23 protein-coding genes are annotated in these 19,141 nt (G+C 46.8%); 3 read left to right on the top strand and 20 right to left on the bottom strand.

All coding sequences use genetic code 11. The annotated features are described in order from the left end of the window. The 10 genes from CFE23_RS14835 to CFE23_RS14790 form a co-directional block, all read right to left on the bottom strand. Positions 1–561, bottom strand: a 561-nt coding sequence (locus CFE23_RS14835) for an acyl-CoA dehydrogenase family protein (protein ID WP_291089634.1), incomplete at its 3' end; no start/stop codon positions are given. A 38-nt stretch (positions 562–599) separates the two neighbouring features. Further along, positions 600–959: a four helix bundle protein gene (locus CFE23_RS14830; protein WP_291089631.1), complete on the bottom strand. Its 360-nt coding sequence runs from the start codon at positions 957–959 to the stop codon at positions 600–602. Positions 960–980: 21 nt separating this feature from the next. Continuing rightward, positions 981–2,162 carry an acetyl-CoA C-acyltransferase gene (locus tag CFE23_RS14825; protein WP_291089628.1) on the bottom strand — a complete coding sequence of 394 codons (1,182 nt, stop codon included), beginning with the start codon at positions 2,160–2,162 and terminating at the stop codon, positions 981–983. Between the two features lie 4 nt (positions 2,163–2,166). Further along, positions 2,167–4,557 carry a 3-hydroxyacyl-CoA dehydrogenase/enoyl-CoA hydratase family protein gene (locus tag CFE23_RS14820; RefSeq protein WP_291089625.1) on the bottom strand — a complete coding sequence of 797 codons (2,391 nt, stop codon included), beginning with the start codon at positions 4,555–4,557 and terminating at the stop codon, positions 2,167–2,169. Next, on the bottom strand, positions 4,554–5,003 hold the full coding sequence (locus CFE23_RS14815) for a MarR family transcriptional regulator (protein WP_291089622.1): 450 nt from the start codon (positions 5,001–5,003) through the stop codon (positions 4,554–4,556). The genes CFE23_RS14820 and CFE23_RS14815 overlap by 4 nt, the downstream gene beginning before the upstream one ends. A 404-nt stretch (positions 5,004–5,407) precedes the next feature. Beyond that, a complete protein-coding gene (locus tag CFE23_RS14810; RefSeq protein WP_291089619.1) occupies positions 5,408–5,785 on the bottom strand; it encodes a hypothetical protein in 378 nt (125 codons plus the stop codon). 125 nt (positions 5,786–5,910) lie between these two features. After that, entirely contained in the window at positions 5,911–7,038 is a 1,128-nt protein-coding gene (locus tag CFE23_RS14805) for an alpha/beta hydrolase (protein WP_291089616.1), read from the bottom strand. Positions 7,039–7,199: 161 nt separating this feature from the next. Further along, entirely contained in the window at positions 7,200–8,303 is a 1,104-nt protein-coding gene (locus CFE23_RS14800) for an NAD(P)-dependent alcohol dehydrogenase (protein ID WP_291089613.1), read from the bottom strand. Between the two features lie 168 nt (positions 8,304–8,471). After that, positions 8,472–9,398, bottom strand: coding sequence for a hypothetical protein (locus CFE23_RS14795; RefSeq protein WP_291089610.1), 927 nt, complete (start codon positions 9,396–9,398; stop codon positions 8,472–8,474). 167 nt (positions 9,399–9,565) lie between these two features. Beyond that, positions 9,566–10,321, bottom strand: a complete 756-nt coding sequence (locus CFE23_RS14790; protein WP_291089607.1) for a GLPGLI family protein — start codon at positions 10,319–10,321, stop codon at positions 9,566–9,568. A 137-nt stretch (positions 10,322–10,458) separates the two neighbouring features. Here CFE23_RS14790 and CFE23_RS14785 point away from each other — a divergent pair, with 137 nt between their 5' ends. Beyond that, positions 10,459–10,809 carry a helix-turn-helix transcriptional regulator gene (locus CFE23_RS14785; RefSeq protein WP_291089604.1) on the top strand — a complete coding sequence of 117 codons (351 nt, stop codon included), beginning with the start codon at positions 10,459–10,461 and terminating at the stop codon, positions 10,807–10,809. A gap of 131 nt (positions 10,810–10,940) precedes the next feature. Then, entirely contained in the window at positions 10,941–11,777 is an 837-nt protein-coding gene (locus CFE23_RS14780) for a neutral zinc metallopeptidase (RefSeq protein ID WP_291089601.1), read from the top strand. Positions 11,778–11,867: 90 nt separating this feature from the next. Here CFE23_RS14780 and CFE23_RS14775 read toward each other — a convergent pair whose 3' ends face one another. The 7 genes from CFE23_RS14775 to CFE23_RS14745 form a co-directional block, all read right to left on the bottom strand. Further along, complete coding sequence (locus tag CFE23_RS14775; RefSeq protein WP_291089598.1) at positions 11,868–12,002, bottom strand: hypothetical protein; 135 nt, start codon at positions 12,000–12,002, stop codon at positions 11,868–11,870. 116 nt (positions 12,003–12,118) lie between these two features. Further along, entirely contained in the window at positions 12,119–12,361 is a 243-nt protein-coding gene (locus CFE23_RS14770) for a hypothetical protein (protein WP_291089595.1), read from the bottom strand. Positions 12,362–12,704: 343 nt separating this feature from the next. Beyond that, positions 12,705–12,842, bottom strand: coding sequence for a hypothetical protein (locus tag CFE23_RS14765; RefSeq protein ID WP_291089592.1), 138 nt, complete (start codon positions 12,840–12,842; stop codon positions 12,705–12,707). Positions 12,843–12,883: 41 nt separating this feature from the next. Further along, positions 12,884–13,288 carry a hypothetical protein gene (locus tag CFE23_RS14760; protein WP_291089589.1) on the bottom strand — a complete coding sequence of 135 codons (405 nt, stop codon included), beginning with the start codon at positions 13,286–13,288 and terminating at the stop codon, positions 12,884–12,886. 37 nt (positions 13,289–13,325) lie between these two features. Then, the gene (locus CFE23_RS14755; protein ID WP_291089586.1) at positions 13,326–13,682 is read right to left on the bottom strand and encodes a hypothetical protein; all 357 of its coding nucleotides are present in this window, start codon (positions 13,680–13,682) and stop codon (positions 13,326–13,328) included. A 324-nt stretch (positions 13,683–14,006) separates the two neighbouring features. Then, the gene (locus CFE23_RS14750) at positions 14,007–14,165 is read right to left on the bottom strand and encodes a hypothetical protein (RefSeq protein WP_291089583.1); all 159 of its coding nucleotides are present in this window, start codon (positions 14,163–14,165) and stop codon (positions 14,007–14,009) included. Between the two features lie 13 nt (positions 14,166–14,178). Further along, a complete protein-coding gene (locus tag CFE23_RS14745) occupies positions 14,179–15,525 on the bottom strand; it encodes a hypothetical protein (RefSeq protein ID WP_291089579.1) in 1,347 nt (448 codons plus the stop codon). Positions 15,526–15,867: 342 nt separating this feature from the next. On the opposite strand from CFE23_RS14745, the gene CFE23_RS14740 reads away from it, so the two are divergent. Continuing rightward, complete coding sequence (locus CFE23_RS14740; protein ID WP_291089576.1) at positions 15,868–16,122, top strand: helix-turn-helix domain-containing protein; 255 nt, start codon at positions 15,868–15,870, stop codon at positions 16,120–16,122. Positions 16,123–16,142: 20 nt separating this feature from the next. Here the strand turns inward: CFE23_RS14740 and CFE23_RS14735 are convergent, their stop codons facing one another. The 3 genes from CFE23_RS14735 to CFE23_RS14725 all read right to left on the bottom strand — a co-directional run. Then, a complete protein-coding gene (locus CFE23_RS14735) occupies positions 16,143–17,150 on the bottom strand; it encodes a glycosyltransferase family protein (protein ID WP_291089573.1) in 1,008 nt (335 codons plus the stop codon). 11 nt (positions 17,151–17,161) lie between these two features. After that, positions 17,162–18,511, bottom strand: coding sequence for a GH1 family beta-glucosidase (locus tag CFE23_RS14730; protein WP_291089570.1), 1,350 nt, complete (start codon positions 18,509–18,511; stop codon positions 17,162–17,164). Between the two features lie 284 nt (positions 18,512–18,795). Continuing rightward, positions 18,796–19,141, bottom strand: a 346-nt coding sequence (locus CFE23_RS14725; RefSeq protein ID WP_363331614.1) for a transposase, incomplete at its 5' end; no start/stop codon positions are given.

Here is a 19,141-nt window from a genome sequence, read left to right as displayed (position 1 = left end):
CGAAATCCACATTTTCTGGCCGGTGATGGAGTAGTATTTTCCATCATCAGATAAAACGGCTTTTGTTTTTCCAGAGTTGGCGTCAGAACCTGCACCCGGTTCAGTGAGGCAGTAAGCGCCAAACCATTCTCCGGAAGCGAGTTTAGGGACGTATTTTTGTTTTTGTTCCTCGGTTCCATATAAGGTAATTGGCATGGTGCCAATCCCGGTGTGGGCGCCAAAGGCTGTCGAAAAAGAACCCGTCGCTCCTGAAATATAATCGCACACCAAAACCGTATCTACAAATCCCATTCCCATTCCGCCGTAAGCTTCGGGCACGGCGACGCTGAGAAAGCCCATTTCGCCGGCGTTCTTCATACATTCTTCTGTAAATGCATAGTCCTTTTTTTCGAAACGGTCCTTATTTGGCCAAATTTCCTTATCAACGAATTCCTTTACGGAATCGCGCATCATTTTCTGCTCCTCGGTGAAATCTTCAGGTGTGAAAATGTCTTCACAATTGGTTTCCTTTACGAGGAATTGCCCGCCGCGGGTTACGTCTTTTTCGATTGTGTCTGCCATTTTGAATGTATTTTAAATTTTAAATTATAAATTTTGAATTACTTTGCTACGGGTTGTGTGGCCGTCATAATGATTTTTGTTATGATATTTACAATATGCTCGATTTCAATTAGATGAGTGTGAATATCAATCTTTGTTAGGTTGGATTTGTCCAATAGTCGTAACCAATATTTTGTTTCCCGTGCTTCCTTGGAAGCGATGGTCATTTTGCTGACGAAATCTTTTTTGGATTGGGCAGCAATAGCTTCCTCAACATTAGCGCCAATACTTGTTGCTGATCGTAATAGTTGCTTAGAAACAATAAATTCATTTTCTTTTTTGAGATCGATGAAGAGTTGAATTATTGTCAAAGAAAATTCGAATGTCTTGATGGCGATGATGTTCTCCTTTTGGCTCATTTAAAATTTAAAATTCATAATTTATAACAACTCATAGATCCCCGCGCATCCCTGGCCTGTCCCGACACACATCGTAACCATGCCGTATTTGTTGCCTCTTCGTTTCATTTCATCAAATAATTGTACGGATAACTTCGCACCTGTACATCCTAATGGATGGCCCAGCGCAATAGCCCCACCGTTTACGTTGACGATATCCGGGTTCAATCCCAGTTCCCTGATCACTGCGAGCGATTGCGAGGCAAAAGCTTCATTTAGTTCGATGAGTTCGATATCGTTTTGTGACATGCCGGCCTGTTTCAGTGCTTTTGGAATCGCTTTTACCGGCCCAATTCCCATAATTCTTGGTTCTACGCCTGCAGAAGCAAAATTTACCAGGCGCGCAATAGGAGTGAGGTTGAGTTCTTTAACCAGCTCCTCGCTCATGATTAACACGAAAGCGGCACCGTCACTCATTTGTGAAGAATTTCCTGCGGTCACGCTTCCGTCAGCGGCAAAAACTGGCTTCAGGTTATTCAGCGCGGTGATATTGGTATCTGCACGAGGGCCTTCATCTTTGGCTACTGTGTAGGTCTTCGTTTCTTTCTTTCCATTTTCATTGAGGAATGTCTGTTCGACCGAAATGGGTACGATTTGTGCGTCAAACTTTCCTTCTGACTGTGCCTTCAAAGCTTTTTGGTGTGATTGAAGCGCGAAGGCATCCTGGTCCTCCCGGGAGACATTGAATTGTTTGGCTACCGCTTCCGCAGTTAACCCCATTCCCCAATAATAATCTTCGTGCCCGCCTTTGGCGACCGCGTAGTCGGGAGTCGGTTTGTAACCGCCCATCGGAATGTAACTCATGCTTTCTGCGCCTCCTGCAATGATGCAGTCGGCCATGCCAGATTGGATTTTAGCCGTTGCCATCCCAATCGTTTCGAGGCCTGATGCACAATACCGATTAACGGTCACGCCGGGGACGTCAACGATATTCAGTCCCATCAGGGATATTAAACGGGCTACGTTCAGTCCTTGTTCCGCTTCCGGCATCGCGTTGCCCACCATCACGTCATCAATTCTTTTTTTATCGAAATCCGGCAGTTCATTCATCATGTACTGGATGGTCTCTGCGGCGAGTTCATCGGGACGCTTGAAACGGAATACGCCTTTTGGCGCTTTGCCTACGGCGGTACGGTATGCTTTTACGATGTATGCTGTTTTCATCTTATTAATTTCTTAAGGGTTTGCCTTTGGTTAACATGAATTGGATGCGTTCCAAAGTTTTTCTTTCTGTACAAAGCGAAAGGAACGCTTCACGTTCGATATCCAGAAGGTATTGTTCGGATACTAATGTCGGTTCCGATAAGTCGCCTCCTGCCATGACATATGCCAGCTTATTTGCGATTTTTTTATCGTGGTCTGAAATAAACTGGCCCGCAGTCATCTGGTCTGTGCCCACGAGAAACATTCCCAGGGCCTGTTTCCCGAGCACTTTAATATCTTTTCTCCTGATGGGCTGCGTATATCCGGCTTCGGCTAACAGTAAAGCCTGTTTTTTAGCTTCCTGAATTTGCCTGTCCCGATTCACCACAACGATATCTTTTCCTTTTTGCAATACACCCAGGTCAAAAGCTTCATATGCAGAAGTCGATACTTTCGCCATCGCCACGGTCAGGAAATATTCCTGGAGCACGTTCAACTCGACGTCATTTTTACGGAATAAATCAGACGCCCGTAAGGTCATTTCCTTCGAACCGCCGCCGCCGGGAATCACGCCTACGCCAAATTCAACCAATCCGATATAGGTTTCCGCAGCAGCAACAACTTTATCAGCGTGCATGCTCATTTCGCAGCCACCGCCCAGGGTCATTCCGTGTGGCGCTACTACGACTGGAGTAGCAGAATAGCGAACACGCATCATCGTGTCCTGGAATAATTTGATGGCCATATTCAATTCGTCATATTCCTGCTCCACCGCCATCATAAAAATCATCCCGATATTCGCGCCTACCGAGAAATTGGCGCCCTGATTTCCGATGACCAATCCGTTGTATTCTTTCTCGGCAAGGTCGATTGCTTTATTAATTGCCTGCAGGACATCGCCACCAATCGTGTTCATTTTTGACCGAAACTCAAGATTTAGTATACCGTCTCCAACATGCTGAATTACAGCGCCTGAATTGCCCCATATTTTTTTACTTTCGCGAATATTATCAAGGATAATAAATGCATCCTGTCCCGGTTTTTTCTGTTGGGATTTTGATGGCAGGTCATAAAAATAAGTAGTACCTTCCTTGATTGTATAAAACGTTTTATTCCCCGACACGAGCATGTCATCCACCCATTTTGCATAGGTTAGCCCCGCAGCTTTAATCAGTTCAATACCTTTTTCAACACCGATGGCGTCCCATATTTCAAATGGCCCGTTTTCCCAGCCGAAGCCTGCTTTCATGGCATCGTCAATCTTGTACAGGTCGTCCGTAATTTCGGGGATACGGTTTGAAACGTAGGCAAACATCCCCGCAAAATTCCTTCGGTAGAATTCACCCGCTTTATCGGTTCCTTTTACCAGAATCCTAAAGCGGTCAATGGGTTTATCAATGGTCTTGGTCATTTCCAGCGTTGCAAAATTGGCCTTTTTTGCCGCACGGTATTCCAAGGTATTTAAATCTAAAGAAAGGATTTCCTTGTCTACTTTTTTGTAAAAACCCTGTCCGGTTTTGCTTCCCAGCCATTTATTCTCGATCATTTTACTGATGAAGTCGGGAAGTTTGAAAAGTTCGTGTGCTTCATCTTCAGGCACCGCCTGGTATAATCCGTTGGCGACATGCACCAAAGTATCCAATCCAACAACATCAACGGTCCTGAATGTGGCTGATTTTGGCCTTCCGATCACGGGTCCGGTCAGCTTATCAACTTCTTCGATCGTAAGCCCCATCTCCTTTACAAGGTGAAAAAGGCTTTGTATGCCAAAAATTCCAATACGGTTACCGATAAACGCAGGTGTATCTTTGGCAACAACTGAAGTTTTTCCGAGAAACTGTTCGCCATAATTATTCAGGAATGAAAGCACTTCAGGCGATGTCTTTGGTCCAGGAATAATCTCAAATAATTTAAGATAACGTGCGGGATTGAAGAAGTGTGTACCACAGAAGTGCTGTTGAAAATCATCGTTGCGGCCCTCTGACATCAGGTGAATCGGAATACCTGAAGTATTGGAAGTGACCAATGTGCCCGGCTTGCGGTATTTTTCAATCTGCTCGAAGACAAGCTTTTTAATATCAAGCCGTTCGACGACCACTTCAATAATCCAGTCTGCCGAGGCGATATCTTTCATATTGTCCGTGGTGTTGCCCGTGGTAATGCGGCTTGCGAACTTTTGATGGTAAATAGGGGATGGTTTGGACTTCAACGCATTGGTGAGGTGTTCATTGACGATCCTGTTTCGTACGGCTTTGCTTTCAAGTGTCATCCCTTTTTTTGTTTCCGCCTCAGTGAGTTCGCTTGGTGCAATATCCAGTAACAGCACCTCTACGCCAATGTTGGCAAAATGGCAGGCAATCCCTGAGCCCATAATTCCTGAGCCTACAACGGCGACTTTCTTGATAATTCGTTTCATTCGTTATGTTCTTGGTTGAATATATTTTTGTCTAATATGAGTTCGTTAATGGCTTCAGACACCTCAATGAAATGCTTCAGCTGTTCGTCCGTGATTTTGCTTTTTACGGCTTCATTAAATTTGATCACGTTGTTCCGTGAAAGTTCCCGCTTCTCTTTGCCGAATTCGGTAAGGTAAATCAATACGCCGCGCCCGTCATCAGGGTTTTTCTTTCGTACAATCAATCCCTTGTCTTCCATGTTCTTTAAGGTACGGGTCAGACTTGTAGCTTCCATTCCCATTTTTGGACCTAATGTAGTGGAAGGCGTTCCCTTGTCCCTGTCTATACTTAATAGTGCAAATCCTGTAGCCATTGTCGCGCCGTATTTGGCTGCTTCTTCATTATACATGCGTGCTACAGCCTGCCATGTCGCCCTAAGGATATAATCAATTGTTTTTTCTTTCATACTATAACGATTTCAAAGATATTAAAAAATAGTATGCATGCATACTAAAATTGAAAATATTTTCAATAAATAAATGTAGTGAGAAGCAAGCGGATTAACAAACGTTTAAGGTTGCCGTATTCTGTGTGGTCTACCGGAAATGCCTCCGCCTTAGGACGCTGTTGGTAGTTGGCACGATTTTTCGCCCGGCGGCAGGCCAGCATTTGCTTAATATTTTTTTGCAACGTTTTTGATTTTAACGACCAGTTGTGGCTGCACTGTTCGTTTTACAGCAACGGTTCTGATGCGGTTACCAATCTGAAAAGACGATTTTGATTTGTGCTGTTGAGTTGCGGAGCAACTTTGGCCATGCGGCCGCCGTACAGGTCAATGCCACCGCCTCCGACAGTTATTGTCAGGTCTACTTAATCACACCCCATGCAGACTATCTTACCATTCTCGGGATCAATCGTGGCGCCACATTTTTTTCCATAGGTTACCGCAATTTTTCCATCCAGCAGCTGGAAGCTTTTGATTTCCGGAATTCCTTCCTTCGGTACGCCACAACTGGTTATGACGTCCGCGCGCCAAAGCACTTTCTTGTCGCGGATACCAATGACGATTTGGGTACCCACCTGCATGTACACTTTTACTCCGATGGCATCTTCAAGCCGCTCCAGTCCATCAATGCGTTCAATCCGGGTATTGCTTTGCGCCACGTTTCCTCCTGTGGGAGCCGCAATGGTTTGCGCTTGTAGCGTATAGGCACACAGAAAGATTAATAGTATTAGTAGCTTTTTCATTACAAAATGATTTGCGCTGCAAGATATAGAAATTTCGGTAATAAGCAATATTTGAGCTTATTACAAATAGAAAAAGGCGGAAAGTAAATCTTCCCGCCCTGGCTATATAGTGACTGTTAAGAGATTTATAATCCCAATGCTGCCTTTAGCTTTTTGGCCGCCAGTGCCTGTGCCTCTTTCGCCTGGGGCACTACGACTGCCATCCCGAAAAACTCGTGGGTAACGCCTTTGAATAATTCATAATCCGTATCAACCCCTGCATCTTTCAATTTATCTGCGAGCAGCTTGCCCTCTGACAACAAAGGATCGATCTCCGCTGCAATGATGAGCGTAGGAGGGAAGCCTTTCAGGTTCGCTTTCACAAGGCTGATTCTCGGATCTGCTGACTGCGCCGTGCTGTTCAGGTAATTTTTCACAAACCAGCCCATCATAGGTTTATTCAGCGGTATAGCCTTCGCATATTTTTTGTAACTCTCCGCATTCATGTCATTGTTGGCCACAGGGTATACCAGGACGGCATACAGCGGCGTCATAATCTTTTTATCCCTTGCCATCATACTGACGTTCGCCGCGAGGTTCCCACCGGCACTTTCGCCGGCAACAGCAATCTTTGCCGGATTGCCATTAAATGATCCTGCGTTTTTCAGGACCCATTGGTATGCGTCAAAAGCGACGTTATGCGCTGCGGGGAACTTCTTTTCAGGACCTTTTGGATATTCTACAGAAACTACGATAGCGCCTGTTTGCTCGCACAATCCCTGAGCGCCGCCGTTGTACACGTCGATATCTGCAATGACAAAGCCACCGCCATGATAGTAGACTACAACAGGGAACGGTGCTTTTCCGGTTTTGGGCGTATAGATCCTGAGGTGTGTTTTACCTCCCGTCACCGCAATATCTCTTCCGATCGTATCACACAAGGGCAATGGCATCGTCATATGGTGGTCCTGCATCACCGCCATCACCGCGTCGGTAGGGGTGGGCTGCTGGCGCGCTGCTTTGGCATCGAGTGTTTCGATAGGTTTTCCGCCAAGACTGACCAGTTTTTCAATTACGACCGCAATTTCAGGTTTGATGTTTGGTCCCCATTCCGGCGCCATTCCGGCGGGCTTCAGCACGGCGTCTTTGTTTTCTGACACCATGCTGTCGTTTACCTTGGTTTCGGGTAAATCTTTTGCCGGATCTTTTTTACAGGAAAGCGCAGTAGTAGCCAATACCATACACAACATTGGCCCTAAAAAGTATGTTTTCATTTTCATTTCTCTGAATCGTTATAAACGCTAAGTTCTAGCATTGACATGGAATGTTTATGCAGGATTTTGCAGAATCGTTTTAAGATTTTCCGGACCTCACTTTCCAGAATTTGGCATGCGGTTTATTGGCAGTCTCCTCGAAAAATCAGCAATAGCTTGGCTTATTCTTTTAAAGAACCCATATCAATCACATACCGGAAGCGCACCTCTTCATCCTTAATTTTATCCAGCGCCTCATTGATGTCCTGCATCCTGATCATTTCAACCTGGGGCAGGATGTTGTGCTTCGCGCAAAAGTCGAGCACTTCCTGGGTTTCTGCAATACCGCCGATCACCGATGCCCCAACGCTCCTGGAATAGCCCGCCACTTCCATATTGTTCGTTGGGCTCTTGTATGGCCCCAGCAGTCCCACGGTGACGAGGCTGCCACGCGGACCCAGTAGGGAAATGTATGGGTTAACGTCAAATGCATACGGGATGGTGCACAATAGGAAATCAAAGGTGACTTCGTGTGCCTTCATCGCGTCCGCATCTTCTGAAATCAGTACGGCATCGGCACCAAGTTCCAATGCTGCGATTCGTTTGTGTTCCTGCGTGGTAATGGCAACCACTTCTGCACCCATTGCTTTTGCCAGCATGACTCCCATGTGTCCCAATCCACCGATGCCAATGATGCCCACTTTATCACCCGGCTTTACGCCCCAATGCTTCAACGGCGAGTAGGTGGTGACGCCTGCACAAAGGATTGGCGCCGCCTCAGACAAGTTGAGCTGCTCCGGAATGCGGAGAACAAAATCTTCCTTTGCAGTCAGGTGCGTCGAGTAGCCGCCATACGTATTGAACTCGGGAGCATCAGGATTCGGCTTAAAAAAGCCATTGTATGTCATGGTCATGCGCACAGGTCCCGTGCACAATTGCTCCTCACCCTGCTCGCACGACTTGCAGCTCCGGCATGAGTCAATCATACAACCCACACCCACAATATCGCCAACAGAAAACCTGTTGACACTGCTGCCTGTCTCTGTCACCCGACCGACAACCTCGTGTCCGGGTACACACGGATAAATCGTGTTCTTCCAGTCGTTGTTGACCTGGTGCAGGTCGGAGTGGCATACGCCGCAATACAAGACTTCAATAAGTAGTTCGTCAGCCTGAGGCTTGTTGCGTGGAATATCGATTGGTTCAAGTGTTTTCCCGCCAATAAGGCTTCCGGAAGCGCCATAGCCTTTTACTGTGAAATCGCCGGAGGTGTCAATGTGTGCCATTAGTTTGTGTTTTTAAATTTATCGAAACACAAATTTATTGCGGAGGACACCAGAAGATTTATGGGATTTTGGAAATGTGTTATGTAGTTGACCGCTTATGATAGCGTGAGGAGCGCTGCGACTGCGGTTTTCGATGAACCATACGCTGACTGAAATGAAGTAACGTGCTCACTCGCTCCCATACAACAGGACCGCCGGGGTAACAATGTCGTTCTTTGCGGGCGTAGTAAAGAACATGTGTGCAAAATCATAATTAATCATCGCGTTGATGTTGAACAGTCCTTTTGACGGAATCCTGGTTTCGTAATCTACTGTCCTGCAATAGTAGTTGGCGGTATCTGAGATTTCAAATTTAATTTTTGTCAGTTCGGTGTTGGCAGGTTGGACGGGATTGTCATTTTCATCGTAATACCCGAGCAGCTCAAAAACGATAAATACCGGCTTGCCATCCAATACCAAAGCATCCCGTTCCAAAGGCACTTCAATGGCATTCTTTTGCTTTGGATTGAGATACAGTGTTTCTGTGGCATATCGCAACGGGCCGGCATCTGCGATACTCCTGCCGATGCCAAGCAAATCCTCCCGGAACTGGTGGAAACGGATCTTATAGGCGGTCTTGTATTTTACTTTTTCGACGTAGAATACCAGTTTTTGTATTTCGAGGTCTTTGCCATAGTTGTTGGCCAATACAATGCCGTAATCCAGGTCTTTCACAATGGATCTGCTCTGCCGGCGGATGAACCTGTTTTTCTCACCGATAACGAACTGCTTTTTCTTTTCAGAGGTGATGACTACTTCGTCGAGCGTCAGATAGCTTTTGGTTAATAATACCTTGTCTTCTATTTCGCCGCGCCATAATCCGAGGGTTTTGTAACTCACTTTGCTGAATGACACCGAATCGAACGCTACCTCCGGCATGATGGTAACATTATTGTTATTACAGGTCCCTGAAAACACTTTCTCCTTTTTCAGGTAAAGCTGGTAATTCACATCGTCCACAAACTCGAGCGTTTCCTCGTCAAGTGGTATAAACGTCTGGGAAAACGAAGGAAAACTAGCGAAGCATAGCAGGAACAGCAGCAGTGGTTTGTGCATGGGTCTTTTTGGTTTGGGAATAAATGTAGGAAAAAAAAGTTTCTGATGCGCAGTCCCAGTATGCCGTTCGGATGTTTTGTAAACGTAGCGTGTGGTCAACCCGAGCGCAATAGAGGGGCTTTCATAATTTGAAACAGGCAGTTACGGCGAATTTCTGCACTGTTGATTTAGTCGGTATTTCGCAAGAAGTTCTCGGCATCAATTTTATAAAACTCTTTTTCAGAAACATACCTTTCCTGAAACGGCTTTTGGATAACATATTTCTCGTTGAAACCAAGGTCAATTGTAACGGCATAGTAATATAATTTGCCGTTAAAAGTCGCTTCTAATACCAATCCGGGCAGTCCATCCAGTCCCTTAGGCCCGAAAGAAAAGGGGATGTCAGGGGTAAACCATGCGACAGGGTAAAATGTCCGCGTAATGTGCCTGACGTCATCATGGTCCTCTTTCACGCCCGTTGCTTTGTAGCAGGTAAACCCATTAATCACCTTGGTTTCATTTGATATTTCCCATTTGTATTCGTCATAGGGTTTGATCACATTAAACACCTGGCCAAAGGAGGGAATCTGCTCCATTTTTTCTTTTGTCAGGTTATTTTTATAGCATAAACCGCCAGCCATAAGCCGTGCAAACGTTATTTCAAATTCCGCCCCGTTATCTTTTGCTGCATTTTCTGACAGGGCATATAACGATTCATGTTCGCCAAAGAACAAATCGAATGCGAGTGATCCCATCTCTTCGTCAATTTTTTTAAACGATACTATATCGTCTGCTGATACCGGTGCATTGCTTTGAGTGCCCGCATCGTATTTTCCAATTTTGTAAACTACGTGCCCCAGCGCAATGCCTACACGCTGATTGTCATGCGGCAGTCTGCCTCCAATTAATGCCAATATGCCGATAACTAGCATTTTAAGGTTCATACTGCTTGTATTTAGTGGGTTGGAATACGGTCAGGAATAGTCTCTCCATTGTTTATCCTCGGGTTCTGTTGTAACAAATCTGGGACAATAACTACACTGTTCCTAATATTAAGCGTTCTAAATAATACCTATTGCGTATGAAATATCACTTGGAAGGTTTCCTATTTCAGAGAAAAGTGTTTATCCTTGCAACGCCCAAAGCTATCGCGAACAACCGCTATGAAGTATTTTACTTTCATATCGATATGGTCATGGATTCATGGGTTCTAAAAACAATACGGATGGTCAGGATTGAAAAGAATTATTCACAGGATTTTATGGCAATGAAACTGAACATGTCACAAAGCTATTACGGAAGGATTGAGAACGGCAAAGCGACCCTCACCTTCAAAACATTTTGCCAGATTTTACACGTTTTGGACGTTGATTATCTTGATTTCTTCGTCAAAATTAAGGAGCAGGAGCGAAAGAAAGCGGGTCAATGCTAATCGTTGATTTCACAACATTGGGTTGATGCTTTCCGCTTTAGCCATCCCTAAAACTCGAAACAATTTCAGGAATTCTGTAAAATTCCAATCTGTCGTCTCTTTTACCTTTACTCCAACCTAAAACACACACTATGAAATGGTTCGGGCACCGCGAAAGCGGAAATGTAGAAGACCGCCGCGGTATGTCCGGAGGTAAGGTCATTGCTGGGGGCGGGATTATTGGGGTGATCATCCTGCTGATCAACATGTTCTCGGGCAATATCGATTTGTCACAGGTTGTCGATACCCAAAGCGCCGGTTCCGCCCCGACACAACCGCTTACGGCCGCTGACGAAGAGACCGGGAAGTTCATGCGCGTCCTGCTGGCAGATACCGAGGACGTATGGGCAAAGCTGTTTGAGCAGAATGGCCAGGCATACCGTCCCACGACGCTGGTATTGTTTCGCGGCAGCGTAGATACCGGTTGCGGGAGTGCGTCGTCTGAGGCGGGACCGTTTTACTGCCCGGAAGACCAGAAGGTGTATATGGACATGGCTTTTTTTGAGCAACTACGCACGCGCTATGGTGCCCGGGGTGGTGACTTTGCCATCGCCTATGTGCTTGCCCACGAAGTGGGGCATCATGTCCAGCACCTTTTGGGCACTTCTGACGAAGTACAGCAGGCGATGCAGCAATCCAGTGAAACGGAATCGAATAGGTTGTCGGTGCAGTTGGAATTGCAGGCCGATTTTTATGCGGGGGTCTGGGCGCACCATAGCGAGGCAAAGAACCGTTGGCTTGAGGCGGGCGATGTCGATGAAGCATTGAGTGCCGCCAATGCCGTCGGCGACGACGCGCTCCAGAAACGGCTGCAAGGTGCCGTCGTCCCGGATTCGTTTACGCATGGCAGTTCCGCACAACGGATGGCAGCCTTTCTGAAGGGCTTTAACGGTGGTATACTGGACGAAGGCAGCTTGTTTGTGCAGTAAAACCGCAACGGCCGGGGAATGGTTTTAAACAAGACGGTTTCCATGCCTGTAGGCATGGAAACCGGATGCTTTTTATAAAATGGAAACCCGCTATTTGTTGTCCAGGTATTTCATCACCCTGCGGTACAGCCGGACAATCACATAAATGGCAGTGGCGATCAGCAGCACATTCAGTGCCTGCCACAGCATCAGTGGGATGCTGAAATCATTAACTATTGTTTCCATAATCGTGGTTTTAATATTTTGCTTTAATCTGTTTTCAATCCGTTTTGGGTATGGGCTCCCGTTCCCGTTTCCTGGTATTTCTATGGCGTAATCATAGAGTCATAGTATTTTAACGTCTAAACATAAAAAAAATAGACCGTCATCAGTGTGGGAATCAAGAAGCATAAACCCAAATACAGGTACTTTTGTTTTTTAACATTTGGATCCTGCGTGTTCCTCATGTCCAGCAATACAGATGACAAGCTTACGGCGAGCAGGGCGATGTACAGCACCAGTTTCAAATCATCATCAACTTTTGATCCAAACATGTTGATCACCATCAACACAATCAGGCAGAAAATAGGGGCTTTTTTTAGCATATGAACTAGGTGTTAGATTGTTTGGTATTAGCGATGCATACGGCGGAAAGGATAATGATCAACCAAAATAGGCAATTTGAAGCATCCTTAAGCGCGCTGATGCGCTGACCGTATCGCAAAGAGTATACATAGTACGCCGTTCTGATTACAATAGCCAATACGAACATGAGTCCGATTATTGTCCAAACTTTTTTTTGTTAAAAAGGGAACGCCTCATAAACCATTATTAATATTACAAACTTACAAAAACTTCTTTACGAGTTCATCCCTCACCCCATGCCCCTCCCGATTCAAGAGGGGCGTGTTTGCACATAGGAGTGAGTCTGGCCGGAGCCTTCTGTGGTTATGAATTACGGTCCAGGTATTTAATGATTTTTCGGCAGCGTTTAATCACATCATACACTACCGCCAGAATAACCAATATCTGGATGATATCCACAACAGCGCTCCGGATGTAAAACCAGCTGTCTAAGACTGCCACGTCGTCGTTCGATTTTTGGTATGGAATGCGGTCTACAGGTTTTATTTTGAAGGCAGGTTAACGGTATCCGATTTGCGTGCGCTCTCGTTGCCATAACTTAGTGTCACTTTTACAGCACCGGACTCCTCAAATACCCGCTCGATTTTTACTGCCATGAGGCCTTTCAGCACATAAAGTTTACAGTCGACGCCTTCGCCCATTTCACAGCTTGCGAGGTAGACGTCGTTTGTCACCTCGTCGGTCTCGCTGGTTTGGTGTGTGCCTTCGCTTGAGCCTGCGGTGTAAATGCTGACCATCTGATTTGATAGCGGGTACTGTTTAAAGGAGGAAATACTCCCTAATAGATGTGTCAGTGTTTTTTCCTTCACTTCCACAGGACGTAGTTTTTGCGCATGCATTGCTGTGAACGAACAAAGCAGGAGAAAGTAATAAAATTTTGTATTCATAGTAAATATTATTTTAGGACGCCGAAAAGCGTGTGTGCTAATGACCGTCTACCTTGATGGATCCCTCTTTTGTAATCGTGATGTCAAACCCATTGTTTAAGCTGGCGCCATTCGTATAATAGCCAAATCCTTTCTGGGCGTAAATGGTGCCACCGCTGTAGCATTGTATTGCATAGCTGCCGTCCGATTGTAAGGCTTTGCAAAAAGGGATGACTGCGCTACCGGTGAACCCCGCCCCAATGTTCTTAAAGACTGCATGTCCACAGGAATGGGAGGCATACACGAGCACACTGTCAAGGTGGTTGGGGAGCTCCGAATGCAATACGACGGTCGGGTTTTTACCAGTACAGCTGAAAAAGGCCAGAGCGACCAGTGTAAGCACTATTGTTTTCATTTGCGCATCATTGGTTAAGAAGTCAGGATATAAATTGTTTAAGATGAGATCAATGCAAACTTACAAAAATTTCTATACGCTTCCCTCCCTCACCCCATGCCCCTCCCGATTCAAGAGGGGCGTGTTTGCACATAGGAGTGAGTCTGGCCGGAGCCTTCTGTGGTGATGTATTCCGTTCCAGGTATTTGGTGATTTTTCGGTAGCGTCTCATAGTACGTTACTTTCCAATTATAAGAACCTGGACGAGATCCACCACGGGGCTCCAGTAGAACCAAGCCTCTAAGACAGCCACGTCATCGATCGTTACAATCCAAAGAAAGTTTTTCACGAGTTCTTATCAAGGAACCGGACTATTTTGCGATACAGGCGTATGATGAAGTACAGTATTGCAAGTATAACAATAATACTAATGATATTGAGAATGCCATCCAGCCAATAGTATTTGTTGGCTATTACTTCTACAGGATACTCGTGTGTTTCCATATTGTTTTATTAATTAATAATGACAAATAGTTGCGTAGATTCGTCCAGTTGATTTTTCAATGCGAATTTCGATGTCGATGGGTTTTTCGCAATAGGTTCCGAGTCCCTCTACAAAAACCTTTTTAGAACTGGTTCCAATTAGTCTAATTTTAACATGCTCTGTAGAATCATCGACGGAATAATCCAATTGAGTCCATGTATCAAAAAGCGTCAATCCGGATAGTGAAGTTGTTACGTTCAGCACCGCATAAGGATCCAACCTCTGCTTAACATTGACGGCAATATCTGTTGTTGGGTTAAGCTTAACCTTCGTCATCGCCATAACCTGAGTTTCATCAAACTCATATTCTTCCGTTGGAGTAGGTTGTTCGTCTTCCAAATAGTTTTGAAACTCTTCAACAGTATTAAAATTAAGGGCATTTTGCGCAGTTACCGAACTGTCCACAATCAGGTTAACATTGTTTGCCGCTGCCAACGCCACCAAATCCGAAATCTTTAAATCATTATCCGTCGTAAAATGATCCAACAGGTAATTCAACAAAGACAAATAACTGTCCTCATGCGTCTGGGCCCATTGCTGTTGCTCAGTACTTAGGTTGTTGTAAAACGCAATAGACCGTTCTTTGCGAATCGTAAGGGCGTCACTGACCTTGACATTCGGGTCAAAGATAAAACCGCCAGGCGTTACGGTAATTTCGGTCGAGCCGCCGCCGCCGTTGTTTGGGGTTTCAATCAATACGGCGGTCAGGTACGCTTCTGAATCCAGGCTGCACAAACGGAAGCTTTTATAGTCGACACACAGCGAGCAGCCGTCGCAGGTACCGTCCGCGCAGGGTCCGGTGTGTGTGCAGTGGTGGTACTCTGCAAAGATGGTGGTACACCCGGTACCCCGTGCCGTGCTGCTGTACAATTCCTTCATCGTCCCCTTAAAATTATCGGGATCTACTGCGGCTACAGTAGGGTCGTGTACGAGCTCCATGATCGAATACTCCCATCCCGTACCGTTGTTATAAACGATCAGATTGAAATCATTTTTTGAGGTAACGACCTTCGGCATGATGCTAAACGAATAGGTAATTTTCTCATCAACGATCGTTTGCTTGATGTAGTCCATATCGATAATAAAGTTGGTGAGTTCATAAGATCCATCCGCATTGCGCATCGCTGTTCCAGGGTGCGCGGGGATGCTGATGGTATTGGTTCCTGAAATGCCTGTGGCCTCTCGAAGCGCAGCAAGGGCATTTTTTCCTGCAGTGGATTTGTCTGTGGCCTGGGTGTCGTCATTGGTACAGCCCGTGAGCGCGGTAAACATTATGGCGATCGCAAAGGACGCCCATGTCAATTGTTTTTTGTTTGGCATGATAATAATTATGAAAGATTAATAATTGATGTTGCCTCGTCATTGGAGGCGCACCACAACTATTGCCATCAAAGGCTGCAGTCCCTTAATTCAATAGGATAGTGCTGCGAAAAAACGCATGAAAGGTTACGGGCGCATAAGCACGTTCTTTTTTAATTAAACAATATCTAGGGGGACATCTTGCACATCATTCAAACCTGCTTCAATGGTATTTAGGGTACCTTTTGCCGGGTATCTGTAGAGGGGGATACCGCAGCCGTAGCGCGATTGGTTTAAAATGATAAGACAAATATAATAAAATATTTTAATTAATGTCAAATATGACAATTTATTTTATCAAATGTGACGGACTTTCACCAGGTGGAAGACATCAACAAGAAATACAACATCGCTTTTGGAGCCCATCTCCACGACCTCATGGCCCGCCATGGAAGGGATGTTGTCACGGTGGCGTCCATCGGGAACATCGAGCAGAAGCAGGTGTACCGCGTGCTGAAAGGCGAACACGCCGCCTCATTGCGCACCATCATTGCGCTCGCAAAAGGCGTCGGGGTAAAGCCCAAAGACCTGTTCGACTTTGACTTTGATCTGGAATAACCCAAACTGAAAATGGCCCTTTATTTTAGTTCTTCCTTAGGGACATAATGCCTTTTTACAATACGGTCCACAATGGCCTGCGTGTGGTCAGGGTAATCTACCGGAATCCGCTCGCCGTTCTTGAGCCAGGCTTTGATTGTTTCCGCATATTCGGCTTTGAGGCTTTTGACTACCGGCACACCCATCGACTTCAGTGCGGCGGCATTGAGCTGCTGTTCGTATTGGTTCTTCATCGGGATCACCAATAGTTTCTTGCCTAAAAACAAGGCTTCCGCAGGGGTTTCAAAGCCCGCGCCACAGAGTACTCCGGTGGACGACGCCATACTCGATGTAAACGCTTCCCCATTAATGGGTTGGATCGTAATATTCCCACGCTTCATTTTTTTCTTATTGTGCTTTGAAAACACGTCCCAAACCACCTCAGGGAATTCCGCGAGCCTTTTCAGCAGTTTGCGGTCATCGTAGGCGGGCAGGTACACCGTATAATGGCCCGCATCCGTGATCGCATGGCGGCGTACCTGTTGCCGGATCACGGGGGTATTGATGTTGGTGTCATTCGGGAAGAAGTGAAATCCGTACGCGTAATCTGCCGGTGCATACTGCGACAGGATCAGCCTGCCCATTCGGTCCACATTTTCGGCAGCAGGATAACCGGGAGCCTGCACAGCGGCCTGGTGGCTCAGTGCGATACAGGGTTTCCCGCGGAAGTAACACGCCCAGGATGATACCGGTTCAAAATCGCTGATGACGAGGTCATACTCCTGCACCGGCAGTTTTCGGATGTTTTTTACCAGCCTGCGGGTATTGGCTTTCGCAAAAGTTTTCCACAGGTCTACGCCACCGCTTTTTCCAAAGATGAAACTGAGTCCGCGGACTTCATATTTCACCGGAAAGGGCAGCTTAAGGTCGCCCTGGGTACCGCTGATCAATAGGTCCACTTCGCCGTGTTGCTGCAGGCAGGGAACGATGTCTACAGCACGGCTCAGGTGGCCATTGCCTGTTCCCTGAATCGCATACAGTATTTTCATGGTGTAATGTTTTAGTGTCCGTTTAAAAAGTCACGATACCACAAGCCCGATTGCTTGATCGTGCGCTGCTGGGTTTCAAAGTCGACGTGGACCAGCCCAAACCGCGGATGGTATCCCTCGGCCCATTCAAAATTATCGGTCAGGGTCCACACGAAATAGCCGTTGACATTCACGCCTTCCTGCTTCGCCTTCAGGACCTGCCTTAAATGGTCGTTGAGGTAGTTGCGGCGGCGCCCGTCATACACCCGCCCGTTGACCAGCGTGTCGGGGAATGCGGCACCATTTTCGGTTACCATGATTTGGGGAATGTTTTCATAACGTCCCAGGGCCTTTAGCACCTGGTACAAAGCGGGTGGGTACACTTCCCAACCCATATCGGTGGTTTCCACATGGCGTTTTGCAGCCGGGACCAGTGCGGCGCCAATGTATGGAGTGAGCCAACGCGCCCGTACGATTTCGCGCGTATATGCCTGTGCCCCGATAAAGTCAAAGTCAAATGCCAGCTGTTTCTCGTCTCCGGGACGCATAACGCTGTTGATTTTGCGGAGTACCGGCAGGTCATCGATGGGATAACCCAGGCCAAGCAGCGGTTCGATAAAGGTGCGGTTCAGCAAGGTGTCGACCCTTTTGGCGGCAGCGATATCGCTGCGTTTGTGGCTGTGGGGTTCGATGTGGGTAAAGGAAAACGTCGTGCCTACGGCGCCGTTCCCGGTATCTTTGAGTACGCGTGCGCCTGCGGCCGTAGCCATGGTCACGTGGTGTATTGCTTTGAGGTAATTGTTGAGGCCGCGACGTCCGGGGGCATGGATGCCAAGGAAATAGCCCGCGCCGGTAAACACTGAGGGTTCATTCATCACCATCCACTGTGGGATGCGGTCGCCGAAATGGCGCGCACAAATGCCGGCGTAGTCGGTAAACCACCCGATGCTGCTCCTGTTCGTCCAGCCACCAAGGTTTTCCAATGCCTGCGGCAGGTCCCAGTGGTAGAGTGTGGCCCAGGGCGTGATGCCGCTTTCGAGCAGCGTGTCAATCAGCCGGTCGTAGTAGGCGATGCCTTTGGCGTTGATGGTGCCTTTCCCTTCGGGCAGGATGCGTGACCAGCTCAATGAGAACCGGAAATTGGGGATGTGCATTTCCCGCAATAGGGCGACATCGTCGGGGTACCGGTGGTAGAAGTTGCAGCTGGTACGGGCGTGGTGGTTGTCTTTGATCCTGCCTTTGCCCGCGGTAAAAGTGTCCCAGATGGAGGGGCCTTTCCCATCGGTGTCCCAGGCGCCTTCTGTCTGGAAGGCTGCGGTGGATACACCCCAATGAAAGTCGGTCCCGAATTGCTGTCGTTGCAACGGCGCGTGTTTTTCCATTCAGCGAAGCAGCATCAAATCAGTGAAGGAATGACGATTGCATGGCCCTGAAGAACAGCCATTGGCGCAAGCCGCTTAAGATATGTAGTATTGAAAATCCCATTGCCTTATATTTTTAACCAAATTAACCCTGTTGTTGTTACGTGGGCGTGATGCGTTGGTTATGAAATGATTAAATATGTGGTGATTGTAGATTACGCGGAAGGCTAATCTTAAAAGGGTAGGGGCAGCCTGACACTATGCTGTACCGCTGATGCCAGGTATTTGCATTTCAATGAGGTTGGCTATTTTTGTTTCAGGGAATCTTTACCCCAGTTCGACGGATTATCGATAATGTATTGCCGGATGTTTTGGTAGGCGCGGTCGTCCCGGATGATGCGTTCGTAGTAATTGCGTTGCCATAGTTTGCCCATTTTTGTATTGTTCCGTTTATGAACTTCCAGGCAGGCATTGAAGACCAGGGATTTATATGCACCTATGATATTTGAAATTGATGTGGTGGTGGGGGCAACCCTGGCGGTTGCCCTTTCATCATGATTTGCAGTCATGTGATGAGGGGCAACCCTCGCGGTTGCCCTATCTTGAGGGGCAACCGCGAGGGTTGGCACGACAGTCAATTCAAAAATCCCA

The organism is Flavobacterium sp. BFFFF1 (assembly GCF_002256285.1).
In the GTDB taxonomy this organism is placed as follows: domain Bacteria; phylum Bacteroidota; class Bacteroidia; order Flavobacteriales; family Flavobacteriaceae; genus Flavobacterium.
The sequence above is the reverse complement of the archived record's forward strand: the minus strand, read 5'-3'. Positions and strand labels throughout refer to the sequence as shown.

Coding starts and splice junctions, on each gene's coding strand:
- CFE23_RS14800 (WP_291089613.1), bottom strand. CDS start 8,303: ATGGCACACATTGACACCTCCGGCGATTTCACAGTAAAAGGCTATGGC.
- CFE23_RS14730 (WP_291089570.1), bottom strand. CDS start 18,511: ATGGAAAAACACGCGCCGTTGCAACGACAGCAATTCGGGACCGACTTT.
- CFE23_RS14790 (WP_291089607.1), bottom strand. CDS start 10,321: ATGAACCTTAAAATGCTAGTTATCGGCATATTGGCATTAATTGGAGGC.
- CFE23_RS14825 (WP_291089628.1), bottom strand. CDS start 2,162: ATGAAAACAGCATACATCGTAAAAGCATACCGTACCGCCGTAGGCAAA.
- CFE23_RS14750 (WP_291089583.1), bottom strand. CDS start 14,165: ATGGAAACACACGAGTATCCTGTAGAAGTAATAGCCAACAAATACTAT.
- CFE23_RS14770 (WP_291089595.1), bottom strand. CDS start 12,361: ATGCTAAAAAAAGCCCCTATTTTCTGCCTGATTGTGTTGATGGTGATC.
- CFE23_RS14820 (WP_291089625.1), bottom strand. CDS start 4,557: ATGAAACGAATTATCAAGAAAGTCGCCGTTGTAGGCTCAGGAATTATG.
- CFE23_RS14795 (WP_291089610.1), bottom strand. CDS start 9,398: ATGCACAAACCACTGCTGCTGTTCCTGCTATGCTTCGCTAGTTTTCCT.
- CFE23_RS14830 (WP_291089631.1), bottom strand. CDS start 959: ATGAGCCAAAAGGAGAACATCATCGCCATCAAGACATTCGAATTTTCT.
- CFE23_RS14775 (WP_291089598.1), bottom strand. CDS start 12,002: ATGGAAACAATAGTTAATGATTTCAGCATCCCACTGATGCTGTGGCAG.
- CFE23_RS14735 (WP_291089573.1), bottom strand. CDS start 17,150: ATGAAAATACTGTATGCGATTCAGGGAACAGGCAATGGCCACCTGAGC.
- CFE23_RS14815 (WP_291089622.1), bottom strand. CDS start 5,003: ATGAAAGAAAAAACAATTGATTATATCCTTAGGGCGACATGGCAGGCT.
- CFE23_RS14755 (WP_291089586.1), bottom strand. CDS start 13,682: ATGAAAACAATAGTGCTTACACTGGTCGCTCTGGCCTTTTTCAGCTGT.
- CFE23_RS14785 (WP_291089604.1), top strand. CDS start 10,459: ATGAAATATCACTTGGAAGGTTTCCTATTTCAGAGAAAAGTGTTTATC.
- CFE23_RS14760 (WP_291089589.1), bottom strand. CDS start 13,288: ATGAATACAAAATTTTATTACTTTCTCCTGCTTTGTTCGTTCACAGCA.
- CFE23_RS14810 (WP_291089619.1), bottom strand. CDS start 5,785: ATGAAAAAGCTACTAATACTATTAATCTTTCTGTGTGCCTATACGCTA.
- CFE23_RS14805 (WP_291089616.1), bottom strand. CDS start 7,038: ATGAAAACATACTTTTTAGGGCCAATGTTGTGTATGGTATTGGCTACT.
- CFE23_RS14745 (WP_291089579.1), bottom strand. CDS start 15,525: ATGCCAAACAAAAAACAATTGACATGGGCGTCCTTTGCGATCGCCATA.
- CFE23_RS14780 (WP_291089601.1), top strand. CDS start 10,941: ATGAAATGGTTCGGGCACCGCGAAAGCGGAAATGTAGAAGACCGCCGC.